The sequence below is a fragment of the Corynebacterium kozikiae genome (assembly GCF_024580965.1).
GTDB lineage: Bacteria > Actinomycetota > Actinomycetes > Mycobacteriales > Mycobacteriaceae > Corynebacterium > Corynebacterium kozikiae.
On record NZ_JANIKJ010000046.1, the window covers coordinates 1 to 1,311 of the forward strand.

A 1,311-nucleotide genomic window follows, 5' to 3' on the forward strand; every position below is an offset into this window, starting at 1 on the left:
GGCTCTGACGGATTGTAAGCACACGGTTTCAGGTACTCTTTCACTCCCCTCCCGGGGTACTTTTCACCATTCCCTCACGGTACTATCCGCTATCGGTCACCAATAGTATTTAGGCTTACCGGGTGGTCCCGGCAGATTCACAGCAGATTCCACGAGCCCGCTGCTACTCGGGTATCCCAACAACCCCACCAACCATGCTTTCACGTACAGGACTCTCACCTACTCCGGTAGACCATCCCAGGCCACTTCCGCTAACACAACCAGTAAAAGGGCGGGTCACTGTCAGACAACCCACGTTGAAACCCCACAACACCACACACGCAACCGCTGACACGTCACACACGCATATGGTTTAGCCTCATCCACGTTCGCTCGCCACTACTAGCAGAATCACAATTGTTTTCTTCTCCTACGGGTACTGAGATGTTTCACTTCCCCGCGTCACCCCCACACCACCTATACATTCAGTGATGGGTAACTGCACATAACCACAGCCAGGTTTCCCCATTCGGACACCCTCGGATCAACGCTCGATTGACAACTCCCCGAGGACTATCGCGGCCTTCCACGTCCTTCATCGGCTATTGGTGCCAAGGCATCCACCGTGTGCCCTTACACAACACACAAAAAACACCAGACACAAAAAATCAAAAAGAATAAAGAATAAAGATACTCGCGTCCACTATACAGTTCTCACACAACACCACTTAAGCCACCACAACACACACAACCGCATGTTTTGCAGCAAACCAAGCAACACAAAAAAGGACACCACACAAGCACACAACAAACCCACACACAACCACGCAACACAACAGTGTCACACACAGCCATCCATGAACCTAATTGTGTGCCTGAAAACAACGTGATCATCCCAGACACCCAACAGCATGCCAACACACCAACAACCATGTTCCTGCACCCACCACCACACACACAAGCATGCATGCATGCAGCAGTAATAGTTTTTTTTGGTTTCTTTTACGTTGTGTTCACAACCCCCAACCACCACCAAACGGTGATCAGAGAAAAAGGTTGCGTGGTGTTGCTCCACCCGGATTTGAAAAACAATTAAAAGTAAAGCTCCTTAGAAAGGAGGTGATCCAGCCGCACCTTCCGGTACGGCTACCTTGTTACGACTTCGTCCCAATCGCCGATCCCACCTTCGACCACTCCCTCCCCAAAAAAGGGGTTAGGCCATGGGCTTCGGGTGTTACCAACTTTCATGACGTGACGGGCGGTGTGTACAAGGCCCGGGAACGTATTCACCGCAGCGTTGCTGATCTGCGATTACTAGCGACTCCGACTTCA

Annotated in this window: 1 protein-coding gene and 2 rRNA genes; 1 reads left to right on the forward strand and 2 read right to left on the reverse strand. The window is 51.0% G+C overall.

What is annotated here, in order from left to right; translation table 11 throughout:
• Positions 1-626, reverse strand: a 23S ribosomal RNA gene (locus NQ018_RS11245); the annotation flags it as partial.
• A 224-nt stretch (positions 627-850) separates the two neighbouring features.
• On the opposite strand from NQ018_RS11245, the gene NQ018_RS11250 reads away from it, so the two are divergent.
• Complete coding sequence (locus NQ018_RS11250; RefSeq protein WP_257061019.1) at positions 851-1,075, forward strand: hypothetical protein; 225 nt, start codon at positions 851-853, stop codon at positions 1,073-1,075.
• A 16-nt stretch (positions 1,076-1,091) separates the two neighbouring features.
• On the opposite strand, the gene NQ018_RS11255 is transcribed toward NQ018_RS11250, so the two are convergent.
• Positions 1,092-1,311: ribosomal RNA gene (locus NQ018_RS11255) — 16S ribosomal RNA — on the reverse strand; the annotation flags it as partial.